The organism is Microbulbifer zhoushanensis (assembly GCF_021729055.1).
In the GTDB taxonomy this organism is placed as follows: Bacteria; Pseudomonadota; Gammaproteobacteria; order Pseudomonadales; family Cellvibrionaceae; genus Microbulbifer; species Microbulbifer zhoushanensis.
In genome coordinates this window covers 193,987-206,743 of record NZ_JAJSAO010000004.1, presented here as the reverse complement: position 1 = coordinate 206,743, position 12,757 = coordinate 193,987, and the positions used below count along the sequence as shown (strand labels likewise).

Sequence of the window (12,757 nt, the reverse complement as noted above, 5' to 3'; positions counted from 1 at the left end):
GTCCTTCTCTCATTCAGTCGCAGGCAGTCGTGGGATCAGATTACGCCGGCGCGCAGTATATCGTGCATATGCAGCAGGCCGATGGGGTGGCGGGCGCTGTCTTCCACCACCAGCGCGGTGATCTTGTTATCTTCCATTATCCGCAGTGCCTCGGCGGCGAGGGTGTCGGCGGAGACTGTTTTCGGGCGCCGGCTCATGACCACGTCCATGGTGGCCTTGTCCAGTTCCACTTTCTGGTCGATTACCCGGCGCAGGTCGCCATCAGTAAATACGCCCAGCAGGGTGCCCTTGTTATCCACCACCGTGGTCATGCCGAAGCCCTTGCTGGTCATTTCCAGCAGGGCCTTGGATAGCGGGGTTTCCGGCGAGACCCGGGGCAGCTCCTCGCCGGCATGCATTACATCTTCTACTTTCAGCAGCAGTCGCCGGCCCAGCGCGCCGCCCGGGTGGGAGAAGGCGAAGTCCTCGGCGGTAAAGCCGCGCGCCTCCAGAAGGGCCACGGCCAGGGCGTCGCCCATCACCAGGGTGACGGTGGTTGAGGAGGTGGGAGCCAGGTTGAGCGGGCAGGCCTCGGTCTCCACCGAGATGTCCAGGTTGACTTCAGCGGCCTGGGCCAGCGGAGAGTCGGCCTTGCCGGTCATGCTGATCATGGGGATGCCCAGTCGCTTGAGCAGTGGCAGCAGGGTCAGCACCTCGGCCGAGGAGCCCGAATTGGAAATGGCGATCACCAGGTCCTCGCGGGTGATCATGCCGAGGTCGCCGTGGCTGGCTTCGCCCGGGTGCACAAAGAAACTGGGTGTGCCGGTGCTGGCCAGGGTGGCGGCAATCTTGTTGCCGATATGGCCGGACTTGCCCATGCCGGTAACGATGGCTCGCCCGCGGCATTGCAGGATCAGCTCACAGGCGCGCTTGAAGCCCTCGTCGATACGGTTTTCCAGTGCCGCGACGGCCTCGTTTTCCATCAACACGGTGCGACGGCCGGCTTGCAGTATCAGGTCCTGGGTCATTGTGAATCTCTGTTTACAGCTCAATCAATTGTAGGAATTCCGGGGTGCCCTGTTTCAGTTGTGGAACAGGAGCCAATAGTAGCCGCAGTAGCTCGCCAGCAGCACGATGCCCAGTGTGCGGCCCAGGCGTGCCCGTGTGGGCCTGCGCCAGAGACTGGCGCTGACCGCTGCCACCAGCAGCAGCGTGACCGCCAGCATGGCGAGATAATCGCGGGAGAATACCTCAATCTCCATCTGGATGCTGGCAATGGCGCCAGGCAGTGCCATGACCGCGAGCAGGTTGATGATGTTGGAGCCGATGATGTTACCCAGAGCCAGGTCGAAATGCCCCTTGATCACGCTTGCCAGTGAGGCGGCCAGCTCGGGCAGGCTGGTGCCCAGCGCGACCACCGTGAGACCGATCACGAGGGGGCTGATGCCGGCCGCCAGGGCGAGGTGACGCGCGCCCCAGACAAGGATTTCCGAGCTGAGCAGCAGGGCTGCCAGGCCGATGGTGAACAGGGCAAAGCCGCGGGCTGTGGTGTAGGCCTGGATGTCCAGGTCCTCTTCCTCCGGGCCGTGGTGGCGCTTCTTGAAGTGCACCGTCAGCCACAGCAGCGGCGGGATCAGGCCCAGCATGAACAGGCCCTCTGTACGGGACAGGTAGCCATCAGCCAGGACCAGGCCCGCGAGGCCTGTGACCGCCAGTAGCGCGGGAATCTCATGGCGCAGCAGGTGCGGCTGGGCGGGGAGGGGGGCGACCAGCGCGGTGGCGCCCAGCACCAGGCCGATATTGGCCAGGTTGGAGCCCAGTGCATTGCCGACGCCGATTTCGCCGGCACCTTTGAGGGCGGCACTGCCGGCGACCATGATTTCCGGGGCTGAAGTTCCCAGTGAGACAATGGTGAGCCCGATCACCAGCTTGGAGAGCCCCATCCGAAGTGCCAGGGCTGCGCTGCCGGCGACAAACCGATCGGCGCTCCAGATGAGCCCGGCTGCGCCACCGAGGACGGCAATCACCGCCAGCCAGACTTGCGGCATGCTAACCTCTTGTTATCGGGAAGAGTTGCATCAGGCGCCCATCCATGTACCAAAGCGAGGCCTCTGTCACTGATTTCATGTCATTACATCGCCCCAACTTGGGCCGCGGCCATGGTATAGTCTGCCGCCGTCACTGTCAGCTCCGTCCTCTTTGTCCGTGTGGTTCAGTGATCGGGTGACGACGGGGTTGCGCTGGCCGTAGGCAGGATGCTGCGGGAGCCAGATGGTCGTATGGCACTTTTTGCCGCCACGTGCGTCCAAGGATCGATTTGCCAATGGGAGATTATTTGTGAGCTTCTCTATGAACAACGCCCGCCAGAGCTTTACCCGGCGTGCCCGCCTGGTCCTGTGTGCCCTGCTGGTTGCAGCCTGGACCCCGTTCGCCAGTGCGGCCCAGGATCCCTACGCCATGATCGAGGGGGTTTCCCAGAAGCTGCTGGGTGTGATTCGCGCCAATGCGCAGTATATGAATTCCGATCCGCAGCGTTACTACAGTGCGGTGGACAGTGTCCTCGAGCCGGTGGTGGATTTCAACTTCATTGCCCGCGGTGTTATGGGGCGCTACGCCAAGCAGTCCACCACCGCCCAGCGCTCGCGCTTCACCAGTGCCTTCCGCAAGGACCTGGTGGCAACGTTCGCCCGCGGTGTGGCCAGCTTTGGTGATATGGAGGTGCGCGTGGTCAACCCGGGCACGCCGGTGTCAGGCCGCCGTGTGAATGTATTGCAGGAGGTGCGCAGCCAGGAGGGGATCACCAAGGTGTCCTATACGCTGGTGCGCAATCGCGCCGGCCAGTGGAAGCTGATCAATGTGATCCTCAATGGTGTGAACCTCGGAAAGACTTTCCGCAGCCAGTTTGCCCAGGCGATGCAGACCCACGAGGGTGATATCGACAAGGTGATTGCCAACTGGTCCGCGGCGGACAATGTCGCCAACCAGGTCGGTTAACCAGCAGATTCCCGGTGGGTGCGGCGGAAAGCTGCACCCGCCCACCGATTTCAGTACACTGCCGCTTTTCAATTCCAAGTTTCCCCGCCTATGCAACCTGAAGAAATCAAGGCCCTGATCGAAGGGCATATTCCCGATAGTCATGCCGATGTCGCATTCGAGGGCAGCCACCTGATGGTTACCGTCGTGAGCGCCTCTTTCGAGGGGTTGAGCCGGCTAAAAAAACAACAGTTGGTCTATGGTGCGCTCGGTGAAAAGATCGCCGATGGCACCCTGCACGCCGTGCAGATGCAGACATTGACGCCGGCAGAAGCCGGTAAATAGGACCGCGGTTGAATGGATAAACTGATTATTGAGGGCGGTAGCCCCATTTCCGGCAAGCTGCGGATTTCCGGAGCCAAGAATGCCGCACTGCCGATCCTTGCCGCGGCGTTGCTGGCCGATGGCCCGGTACATATTCACAACCTGCCGCACCTCAACGACATCACCACCATGATTACGCTGCTGCGTTGCATGGGGTGCGAGGTGACCGTGGACGAGAAACTGGCGGTGGAGATTGATCCCCGTTCGGTGAATGAGCTGACGGCACCCTACGAGCTGGTGAAAACCATGCGCGCGTCCATCCTGGTGCTGGGGCCGTTGCTCGCCCGCCACGGGGTGGCAAATGTGTCATTTCCGGGGGGGTGCTCCATCGGCAGCCGCCCGGTGGATATCCACCTGAAGGGCCTGGAGGCCATGGGTGCCGAGATCACCATAGACGGCGGGTTTATTCGCGCGCGCTCCAATGGCCGCCTGAAGGGCGCCAATATCGTGATGGAGAAGGTCACTGTTGGCGGCACCGAGAATCTGCTGATGGCTGCGGTACTGGCCGAAGGAACCACTGTTCTGCACAACGCTGCGCGGGAGCCGGAAATTGTCGACCTGGCCGAATTCCTGATCGCCATGGGCGCCCAGATCGAGGGTGTGGGCACCGATACCCTGCGGGTGCATGGCGTCAAGCGGCTGAATTCCTGCACTTTCAGCGTGATGCCCGACCGGATCGAGACCGGCACATTCCTGGCGGCGGCCGCCGCCGCCCGGGGCAAGGTGCACCTGACCCATACCCGCGCCGACATCCTCGATGCGGTACTGCTCAAATTCGAGGAGGCCGGCGCGCACCTGAGCACCGGTGATGACTGGATCGAGCTCGACATGAAGGGCAATCGCCCGAAGGCGGTCAGTTTCCGCACCGCCCCGTATCCGGCATTCCCTACTGATATGCAGTCGCAGCTGATGGTGGTCAACGCTGTCGCCGAGGGCAAGGGAACGGTGGTCGAGACGATTTTCGAGAATCGCCTGATCCAGGTGCATGAGCTCAATCGTATGGGGGCCAATATCAGCCTCGAGGGTAATACCGCAATCGTCACCGGTGTGGAGCAACTGAATGGGGCTCCGGTGATGGCGTCGGACCTGCGGGCTTCCGCCAGCCTGGTGATTGCCGGAATGGTGGCCACGGGCACCACAGTGGTGGACAGGATCTACCATATCGACCGCGGCTACGAATGTATCGAGGAAAAACTACAGCAGCTCGGTGCCAACATCCGTCGCGTGCCCGGCTGACTCCCAGTGAGTTACCACAGGGTCCGGGGTGGACCCGGCCCTGTGGCCCAAAACATACCTGAATAACTGTCATAACGATGCAGATCACAATAGCGCTTACCAAGGGGCGGATCCTCAAGGAAACCCTGCCGCTCCTGGCGGCCGCCGGCCTGGAGCCGCAGGAAGACATCACCAAGAGCCGCAAGCTGATATTCCCCACCAACCAGGATGGCGTACGCCTGTTGATCCTGCGCGGTGTGGATGTACCCACTTATGTGCAGCACGGGGCCGCTGACATTGGTGTGGCGGGCAAGGATACGTTGCTGGAGCATCCTAATGATGGGCTCTACGAACCGCTCGACCTGGGAATCGCACGCTGCCAGTTGATGACGGCGGGAATCGCCGGTGCAGCACTGCCGCGTGGCCGGATCCGGGTTGCGACCAAATTTGTGCAGAGTGCGCGACGCTACTATGCGGCCCAGGGGCGCCAGGCGGATATCATCAAGTTGTACGGGGCGATGGAGCTGGCGCCTTTGATGGAGCTGGCCGATGAGATCGTGGATATCGTCGATACCGGCAATACGCTGCGGGCCAACGGCCTGGAGGCGCGGGACAAGATCGCGGATATCAGCAGTCGCCTGATCGTGAACAAGGCGTCGATGAAAATGAAATACAGCCCCATCAATGCCCTGATCGAGAAACTCTCCGCCGCTGTGAGCGCGCGGGATGCAAGCTGAGGTGGCCGATATGAGCAGCGCCCTGATCCGCCGGCTGGATGCCGCAAGTGCCGATTTCGACCGGCAGCTCGACGATCTGCTCGCCTGGGAATCGGTTGCCGATGATGCTGTCGAGCAGACTGTAGCTGCCATCCTGCAGGATGTTCGCACCCGTGGCGACGCCGCCCTGATCGAATATACCAACCGTTTCGATCGCCGCGACCTGCAATCCGCGAAGGGTTTTGTGCTGTCCGCCGAGGCCCTGCAGGCAGCCCTGCAGAGAATATCCGCGGCCGAGCGCGGAGCCCTTGAGGTGGCCGCGGAGCGCGTGAGTGCCTACCACGAGCGCCAGCGGCAGGAATCCTGGCAGTACACAGAGTCCGATGGCACGGTGCTGGGCCAGAAAATCACGCCGATGGAGCGTGTGGGTATCTATGTGCCCGGTGGCAAGGCCAGCTACCCCTCCTCGGTGCTCATGAATGCACTGCCGGCCAGGGTGGCCGGTGTGGATTCCGTCACCATGGTGGTGCCGGCGCCCGATGGCCAGGTCAGTGACCTGGTGCTGGCGGCAGCGGCGATTGCGGGTGTGGACAGGGTCTTCACCATCGGCGGGGCCCAGGCGGTGGCCGCGCTGGCCTATGGTACCGAGACAGTGGGGCGGGTGGACAAGATTGTCGGTCCGGGCAATATCTTCGTTGCCAGTGCCAAGCGGGCCGTTTTCGGGCGTGTGGCAATCGATATGATTGCCGGCCCGTCTGAAATCCTGGTGATCTGTGACGGCCAGACCGACCCGGACTGGATTGCCATGGACCTGCTATCCCAGGCGGAGCACGATGAGCAGGCGCAGTCGATCCTGCTCAGTCCCGACCGGGGTTTCCTTGGTGCGGTGGAGGCCTCACTGGAAAAGCTGCTCGATGAATTGCCGCGCCGCGATATCGCTGCCACATCGCTGGCGGGACGCGGTGCGCTGGTCGCGGTGGATTCGATTGAGCAGGCCATCGAGGTGGCCAACCGGATCGCCCCCGAGCACCTGGAAGTGTCTGTGGCGGATCCGGAAAGCTACCTGCCGCAGATTCGCCATGCGGGGGCGATCTTCCTCGGGCGCCACACCGCCGAGGCACTGGGGGATTACTGTGCCGGTCCCAACCATGTACTGCCTACCAGTGGCACTGCACGGTTTTCCTCGCCGCTGGGGGTGTACGATTTCCAGAAGCGCAGCTCGATTATTCACTGCTCCCCGGAAGGCGCCGACCAGCTTGGTCGCGTAGCCGGGGCCCTGGCCCGCGGCGAGGGTCTGGAGGCCCATGCCCGTTCGGCCGAGTACCGGGTAAAGGAGTGACCCGCGTCAGTCTTCCTGTGCCGGGATCCTGGTCGCCTGCCACGCCACGGCGCGCCATTCGCCATCACGTTTCACGAAGGTGCCGGTGTTGAAGTAGGAGGTCGGGGCGCTGTCCCCTGGCTTGTCACCGGCATCGGGCTGCGCCCTTTCCTCGGCCACCAGCCGGAAGGCCACGACAGCAGTGTCCCCGAACAGCCGGATATCCACATCCTCTGCCCGGTAAGCGGCGGTAGCCGGTTGCTGTTCCTGTCCCTCGAATCCTTGCAGGATCGTCTCCTTGCCGAAGCGGGCACCGCTGGAACTGGTGTAGACCAGGTCCTCCGCCCAGAAACGCTGGTGTGCCTGTTTCTTGTGGGTGGCGGCGAGGAAGTTGTCCAGCTGCTTATCCAGGGCGGCGCGATCGTCGGCAATTGCCGGTGTGCCCAGGAGGGTGGTGACTGCTATTGCGAGAATCAGGGATATACGCATGGCTAGCGTCCTCATTGTGGTTGTTATTCCTGGGTGGGCGGTGGCGCTGCCTGGCCGGGGTCCTCGCCCTGGGACTTCGGCGGCTCTGCAACGATAGCCTCGGTGGTCGACTCGATGCCATTGCGGATGTAGCTGATGGTGACCGTGTCGCCCGGGCGCAGGGTGAACATGGTCGCCGGGCCGCGAATACCGTTGTTGAGTGGCAGGCCATTGATATGGGTGAGCACGTCGCCGGGCTTCAGGCCGGCCTTGAAGGCCGGGCCCTCGTTATAGATGGCGAGCACCACGATACCCTCGGTCGACGGGGGCAGCTTGAGGGTGGGGGCCAGCTGCGGTAACTGCCGCAGGTCGGCGGCCTCGATCCCCAGCCAGCCCGGCACCACGCGGCCATACTCGATGATGTCCTCCATCACCTTGAGGGCGATGTTGGCGGGAATGGCAAAGCTGATACCGCCGGTGTAGCCGCTCTTGTCCAGGATCGATGTGTTGATGCCCAGCAGCCGGCCACGGGTATCCACCAGGGCACCGCCGGAATTGCCGGGGTTTACCGCCGCATCAGTCTGCAGGAAGCTCTGTAGCCAGCCGCCCGCGCCGTAGTTGGTCAGGTTGCGGGCGCCGGTGGCGCTGATGATGCCCTGGGTCACAGTCTGGCCGACGCCAAAGGGGTTGCCGATTGCCAGCACAATATCGCCCACCTGGGCCTGTTCCGGGTCGCCCACCTCGATGGTCCGCAGGTCGGGGAGGTCGACCCTGAGCACGGCGAGGTCGAAGTTTGGCTCGGTGCCCACCAGTTCCGCGCGGGCCTCGCGCCCGTCGGCCAGGTAGACGGTGATCGCTTCGGCCTGGTTGATCACGTGGTGATTGGTGAGGATATAGCCATCCTCGCTCACGATAACGCCGGAGCCCAGGTTGGCCTGCATGCGGTCCCGCAGTTGGTGGGGAAGCTCGGTGCTCTCGAGCAGGGCGCGGAAGGCGGGGTTGTCCAGCAGCGGGTGGCGCTGCTGGGGCACGGCGCTGCGGGTATAAATGTTGACCACCGCCGGGCTGGCATTATTGACCGCCCGGGCATAGGACACGGGGCCGCTCCACTCGTCCCGCTCGGGACCGAATGCCCCATCACGCAGCTGGGGGAACAGCAGCAGGGCACCCACTGCCAGCAGCAGGCCGATGCCTGCGGGGATGGCCCAGTCTTGCAGAAATCGTTGTAAGGACACTCTTGCCTCCTGAATTTGCGGCCATTATACGGGTTTGGCGCCCGGATTCATCGCGTGCCGCAAATTCGCTGCCCCTTGGGTGCACGCTCGGATTCCGTATAATGCGTGCTCCTGATTATTCCATTGGCAAGAAACGATAAACTTTCGGAGACCCGTATGTCCCTGGTTCGCCCCCACGGCAGCGTCGAGCTGCAGCCCCGCTTTGTCTACGACAGTGAACGGCACCACCAGCTGATGCACGAGGCGGAGTCCCTGCCGTCAATCGTGGTAAGTTCAGCCGCAGCTGCCAATGCGGTAATGCTGGGGGCCGGCTACTTCAACCCGCTGCACGGCTATATGAACCTGGCCGATACCCTGAGCGTGGCGAAGTCCCTGCGTACCTCCGATGGCCTGTTCTGGCCGGTGCCGGTGGTCAACATGGTGCAGGACACCAGCGCCATTGAGGGCGCGTCCCGAATTGCGCTGCGCGACCCCAATGTGGAAGGTAATCCGGTCGTCGCGATCATAGATGTGGAGGCCATCGAAACCGTCACTGACGAGCAGGTCAATACTATCGTAGAGGAGGTGTACGGCACGCTGGATGACAAGCATCCCGGGGTGGCCACCTTCAAGTCCGCCGGGCGCAAGCTGATTTCCGGGCCAATCGAGGTGCTGAACTTCAGCTACTTCCAGAGCGACTTCCCGGATACTTTCCGCACTGCAGTGGAGATTCGCCATGAGTTCGCCGAGCGCGGCTGGAACAAGGTGGTCGCATTCCAGACCCGCAACCCGATGCACCGCGCCCACGAGGAGCTGTGCAAGATGGCCCTGGAGTCGGTGGACGCCGATGGTGTGCTGATCCATATGCTGCTGGGCCAGCTGAAGCCCGGGGATATCCCGGCGCCGGTACGCGATGCGTCAATCCGCAAGATGGTCGAACTGTACTTCCCCGCGAACACCGTGATGGTGACCGGCTATGGTTTTGACATGCTCTATGCCGGGCCGCGCGAGGCTGTGCTGCACGCGGTATTCCGCCAGAACTGTGGCTGCAGCCACCTGATCGTGGGCCGCGACCACGCCGGCGTGGGTGACTATTACGGCGCCTTCGATGCGCAGACCATTTTCGACGAGAAGGTACCGGAAGGGGCGCTGGAGATCGAAATCTTCCGCGCGGATCACACGGCCTACTCAAAAAAGCTGAATAAGGTGGTGATGATGCGGGACGTGCCGGATCACACCAAAGAGGACTTCATCCTGCTGTCCGGCACCAAGGTGCGTGAAATGCTGGGTGACGGCATTGCGCCGCCCCCGGAGTTCTCCCGCCCGGAGGTTGCCCAGATCCTGATGGATTACTACCAGAGCATCTGACCGGGAAAGGTGAAACGAAAAAGGGCGGGTTGATACCCGCCCTTTTTTATTGCCGCCGCGCGGCCCTTGCCGTGCTGTTTCCTGGCTTTCTTCGCCCAGGGAGCCGGTTAGCGATTGGCCACGCTCTCGGAGCGCTCGTGCTGGTCCCTGTCCAGGCCGTAATCCTCGGCCAGGGTGCCCTTGGCGCCGGGCTCTTTCGGGGCCCAGTCCCGGGGGGGCTCGACGCTCTTGAGGCTCTCGTCGTTTTCGCTCAGCTTTCCGCTACCGGCCTCCAGCATCTGCCGGCCGATATCCTGGCTGGAGAGGCGCATGGCGCTGTTCGCCAGGTACTCGTGCACCTCGCGGTAGCTCTCGGTGAGGTTGTGGACCAGCTGGGCAGTCTGGTCAAAGTGTTCGTTGACCTGCAGCTGGAAGTCCTCGAGCTTGCGGTTGGACTCCTTCAGGCGCAGCTCCAGTTCCTGGGTGCGGTCGATACCGCCGCGGTTGCGGGTGGCGAGAAATGCCAGCAGCGCGCCCAGCGCCAGTCCCAGAATTCCGACCAGAATAAGAATGGATGTAGAGTGCACGAATACAGTCTCCCGGATTGCGAATGTCTGCGCCGTCCGTGGCGCCGTCCAGGGCCTAGTATACGCAATTCAGGCGCTGGCGTCGGGGCGATTTGGAAATAATGGCCGGCTGGTCAGCCCGTATCGGGTCCAGCTACTCGGTCGTCCCCGCGCTAGGCGGGATTGCGCGTATTTTGGTAAAGTGGCGCCCCTCGCAACCACCCAGGGTCCAACAGCGAACCATGCCTGCCGACATCTCTACCCAGCGGCCATCACGGCTCTCGCCGATCGAGCGTTACCAGCGGGACCTGCAGCGACCGGATTTTGTCGCCGATCCTGCGCAGGAAGCCGCTGTCGAGGAACTGCAGGACCTCTATGAGCGACTGTGTTCTGAGCGGCAGGCGCAGGGGCTGTGGCAGCGCCTGCAAGGGTTGTGGCAGCGGCCCGCGCGCGAGCCGGAAACCGGCCTCTATTTCTGGGGTGGGGTAGGGCGCGGCAAGACCTACCTGATGGACGCATTCTACGAGTCACTGCCCTTTGCCGAGAAGCAGCGCACGCACTTCCATCGCTTTATGCGCGAGGTGCATCGCGAGCTCAAGCGCCTCGATGGCGAGAAGAACCCGCTGGAGCTGGTGGCCGACGGTATCGCCGCGCGTACCCGGGTTCTCTGCTTTGACGAGTTCTTCGTGTCCGATATTACCGACGCGATGATCCTGGCGAGCCTGTTGGACGCGCTTTTCCGGCGCGGGGTGGCACTGGTGGCCACCTCCAATATCGAGCCAGAGGGCCTGTATCGCAATGGCCTGCAGCGGGCGCGCTTCCTGCCGGCCATCGACCTGCTGCGGCGGCATACCAGGGTGCTGAATGTGGACGGCGGCACCGACTACCGGCTGCGGGCGCTGGAGAGGGCCGAGCTGTATCATTGTCCCCTCGATGCGGAGGCGGACCGGAGCCTGGAGGAGAGCTTTGCCAGCCTGATCGTGGAGGGGGCCGAGATCCGTGAGTACGAGGCACTGGATATAGAGGGGCGCTCGATCGTGGCGCGCAAGGAGGCGGATGATGTGGCCTGGTTCGAGTTCGCGGAACTCTGCGATGGACCCCGTTCACAGAACGACTATATAGAGCTGGCGCGGGAGTATCACAGCGTGTTGCTGGCCAATGTGCCCCGGATGGATGGGCGCATGGAGAACCAGGCCCGCCGCTTTATCAATCTGGTGGACGAGTTTTATGACCGCTGTGTCAAGATGGTCATCTCGGCGGAGGTGCCAGTGGCGGAGTTGTACCAGGGTCGGCACCTGCGGTTCGAGTTTGAACGCACGGTCAGCCGCCTGCTGGAGATGCAGTCGCGGGAGTATCTGGCGCGGCCCCACCGTCCAGACTAAGTTGATGTCAGGCGGGTTAAAAATCACCCAGATAATCCTTGAAATGCCCCGGGCGCTTATGTAGTATTCGCGCTCTTTTGTGGGACGGCCTCCATTCCGGGGGCCCAATGCAGGTGTTTTATAACATGAAGACTTACAGTGCCAAGCCGGAAGCGGTAACTCGCGACTGGTACATTGTCGACGCTGCGGACAAGACCCTCGGGCGTATTTCCGCCGAGATCGCCACCCGTCTGCGCGGCAAGCACAAGCCTGAGTATACGCCCCACGTGGACACCGGTGATTACATCATTGTGATCAACGCCGAAAAGGTCCGCGTGACCGGTCGCAAGGCGCAGGACAAGATCTACCACAGCCACTCCGGCTACCCCGGTGGTCTCAAGTCCATCAGCTTTGAGAAACTGATCGAAAAAGCCCCCGAGCGCACTATCCAGAGCGCCGTCAAGGGCATGCTGCCGAAAGGTCCTTTGGGTCGTGCGATGTTCAAAAAGCTGAAAGTGTATAAAGGCAGCGAACATCCTCACGCGGCGCAACAGCCGATTGAACTGGCGATCTAAACGGAAATACTCTTATGGCAACTACTCAATATTACGGTACCGGCCGTCGGAAGACCTCCACTGCCCGTGTATTCATCGAGCAGGGTGAAGGCAAAATCACCGTGAACGGTCGCACCCTGGACCAGTATTTCGGCCGCGAAGTGGCTCGCATGATCGTGCGCCAGCCGCTGGAAAAGGTCGATATGGTGGAAAAATTTGATATCCACGTCACTGTGAAGGGCGGCGGTTCCTTCGGCCAGGCGGGCGCTATCCGTCACGGTCTGACCCGCGCACTGATGCAGTACGACGAGGCGCTGCGTGAGCCGCTGCGTGCAGAGGGTTACGTAACCCGCGATGCGCGTGCGGTTGAGCGGAAGAAAGTGGGTCTGCGCAAGGCGCGCAAGAGACCGCAGTTCTCCAAGCGTTAATCTGCTTTTTCAAGCCCGGCTCCTGCCGGGCTTTTTTATTCCTGTCTCCTGCGGGAGTCGGCCAGTTGTCACAGGTTTTGGTTAATTTGTGGCCAGTTCGCTACGCGATGCCCGACGTTCCCTTCCGTGTTTACCTTGTATCAAAATGGCATTTTCTTTAACATTGCGCGAATTTGTATCCGCTTGATTTTTGGGGTTAATCCGCCCGGGCAATCTTTCCGGGGGAACCTTTAA

At 62.2% G+C, this 12,757-nt stretch carries 14 protein-coding genes; 9 read left to right on the top strand and 5 right to left on the bottom strand.

The window, feature by feature from the left end:
* Positions 1-35: 35 nt before the first annotated feature.
* The gene (locus LVD10_RS09580; RefSeq protein WP_232941264.1) at positions 36-1,007 is read right to left on the bottom strand and encodes a KpsF/GutQ family sugar-phosphate isomerase; all 972 of its coding nucleotides are present in this window, start codon (positions 1,005-1,007) and stop codon (positions 36-38) included.
* Positions 1,008-1,061: 54 nt separating this feature from the next.
* Positions 1,062-2,027, bottom strand: a complete 966-nt coding sequence (locus tag LVD10_RS09575) for a calcium/sodium antiporter (RefSeq protein WP_237063398.1) — start codon at positions 2,025-2,027, stop codon at positions 1,062-1,064.
* A 289-nt stretch (positions 2,028-2,316) separates the two neighbouring features.
* Here LVD10_RS09575 and LVD10_RS09570 point away from each other — a divergent pair, with 289 nt between their 5' ends.
* From LVD10_RS09570 to hisD, 5 genes are all read left to right on the top strand, one after another.
* Complete coding sequence (locus tag LVD10_RS09570; RefSeq protein WP_237063396.1) at positions 2,317-2,973, top strand: MlaC/ttg2D family ABC transporter substrate-binding protein; 657 nt, start codon at positions 2,317-2,319, stop codon at positions 2,971-2,973.
* A gap of 90 nt (positions 2,974-3,063) precedes the next feature.
* The gene (locus tag LVD10_RS09565) at positions 3,064-3,297 is read left to right on the top strand and encodes a BolA family protein (RefSeq protein WP_232941267.1); all 234 of its coding nucleotides are present in this window, start codon (positions 3,064-3,066) and stop codon (positions 3,295-3,297) included.
* Between the two features lie 12 nt (positions 3,298-3,309).
* Positions 3,310-4,572, top strand: coding sequence for a UDP-N-acetylglucosamine 1-carboxyvinyltransferase (gene murA, locus LVD10_RS09560; RefSeq protein WP_237063394.1), 1,263 nt, complete (start codon positions 3,310-3,312; stop codon positions 4,570-4,572).
* A 77-nt stretch (positions 4,573-4,649) separates the two neighbouring features.
* Entirely contained in the window at positions 4,650-5,288 is a 639-nt protein-coding gene (hisG, locus tag LVD10_RS09555) for an ATP phosphoribosyltransferase (protein WP_237063392.1), read from the top strand.
* A 10-nt stretch (positions 5,289-5,298) separates the two neighbouring features.
* Positions 5,299-6,606, top strand: coding sequence for a histidinol dehydrogenase (gene hisD / locus LVD10_RS09550; protein WP_237063390.1), 1,308 nt, complete (start codon positions 5,299-5,301; stop codon positions 6,604-6,606).
* Positions 6,607-6,612: 6 nt separating this feature from the next.
* Here hisD and LVD10_RS09545 read toward each other — a convergent pair whose 3' ends face one another.
* Both LVD10_RS09545 and LVD10_RS09540 read right to left on the bottom strand, forming a co-directional pair.
* Complete coding sequence (locus LVD10_RS09545; RefSeq protein WP_232941271.1) at positions 6,613-7,074, bottom strand: nuclear transport factor 2 family protein; 462 nt, start codon at positions 7,072-7,074, stop codon at positions 6,613-6,615.
* Between the two features lie 23 nt (positions 7,075-7,097).
* Positions 7,098-8,288 carry a S1C family serine protease gene (locus LVD10_RS09540; protein ID WP_232941272.1) on the bottom strand — a complete coding sequence of 397 codons (1,191 nt, stop codon included), beginning with the start codon at positions 8,286-8,288 and terminating at the stop codon, positions 7,098-7,100.
* A gap of 156 nt (positions 8,289-8,444) precedes the next feature.
* Between LVD10_RS09540 and sat the strand changes: the two genes are divergently transcribed.
* Positions 8,445-9,635, top strand: coding sequence for a sulfate adenylyltransferase (gene sat / locus LVD10_RS09535; RefSeq protein WP_237063388.1), 1,191 nt, complete (start codon positions 8,445-8,447; stop codon positions 9,633-9,635).
* 107 nt (positions 9,636-9,742) lie between these two features.
* Here the strand turns inward: sat and LVD10_RS09530 are convergent, their stop codons facing one another.
* The gene (locus tag LVD10_RS09530) at positions 9,743-10,201 is read right to left on the bottom strand and encodes a Z-ring associated ZapG family protein (protein WP_232941274.1); all 459 of its coding nucleotides are present in this window, start codon (positions 10,199-10,201) and stop codon (positions 9,743-9,745) included.
* 221 nt (positions 10,202-10,422) lie between these two features.
* Between LVD10_RS09530 and zapE the strand changes: the two genes are divergently transcribed.
* The 3 genes from zapE to rpsI all read left to right on the top strand — a co-directional run bounded on the left by zapE (position 10,423) and on the right by rpsI (position 12,523).
* A complete protein-coding gene (zapE, locus tag LVD10_RS09525; RefSeq protein ID WP_237063386.1) occupies positions 10,423-11,562 on the top strand; it encodes a cell division protein ZapE in 1,140 nt (379 codons plus the stop codon).
* Positions 11,563-11,687: 125 nt separating this feature from the next.
* Positions 11,688-12,116: a 50S ribosomal protein L13 gene (gene rplM, locus LVD10_RS09520; protein ID WP_232941276.1), complete on the top strand. Its 429-nt coding sequence runs from the start codon at positions 11,688-11,690 to the stop codon at positions 12,114-12,116.
* Between the two features lie 14 nt (positions 12,117-12,130).
* Positions 12,131-12,523 carry a 30S ribosomal protein S9 gene (gene rpsI / locus LVD10_RS09515; RefSeq protein ID WP_232941277.1) on the top strand — a complete coding sequence of 131 codons (393 nt, stop codon included), beginning with the start codon at positions 12,131-12,133 and terminating at the stop codon, positions 12,521-12,523.
* The last annotated feature ends 234 nt before the right edge of the window (positions 12,524-12,757 follow it).